The 525-nt window shown below is 63.6% G+C and carries 1 protein-coding gene; it reads left to right on the forward strand.

The features are described 5' to 3' along the window. Positions 1–514, forward strand: a 514-nt coding sequence (locus K3M35_RS25910; RefSeq protein ID WP_220667302.1) for a transposase, incomplete at its 5' end; no start/stop codon positions are given. Between the last annotated feature and the right edge of the window lie 11 nt (positions 515–525).

Below are 525 nucleotides of genomic sequence, written 5' to 3' on the forward strand. Positions count from 1 at the left end.
GCAGTGGGACGAGCGCGGTGGCAAGCACAAGGACCCGGACCGGGAACCGCGGCGCCGGCGGCGGGCGACCTATACCCGCCCGCACGGAGTGCGGCATCTGTTCGCCGCGTACGACCTGGGCAAGGACAAGCTCTACGGGCACGTCAAGACCACGAAGAACCGCACCACGTTCCTCGAATTCTGCCGCTACCTGCGCACCTTGTGCCCAGCCGAGGTCCGTATCGCGATCGTGTGCGACAACTTCTCACCCCACCTGACCACGAGAAAGTGCCGTCGCGTCGCGGAGTGGGCAGAGGCGAACAACGTCGAGATCGCGTACACCCCGACGAACAGTTCGTGGTTGAACCGGATCGAGGCGCAGTTCACGGCGTTGCGGTACTTCGCACTCGACGGCACCGATCACGGTAGTCATCGGGAGCAGGGGTCGATGATCCGTAGCTACATCATCTGGCGCAACAAGCACGCCGAGGATCAACGGCTACGCGAAATCGTGAACAGGGCGAACGTAGCCTGATGCGGCACTAG

The sequence above is a fragment of the Rhodococcus sp. DMU2021 genome (assembly GCF_019641445.1).
GTDB lineage: Bacteria > Actinomycetota > Actinomycetes > Mycobacteriales > Mycobacteriaceae > Rhodococcus > Rhodococcus pyridinivorans.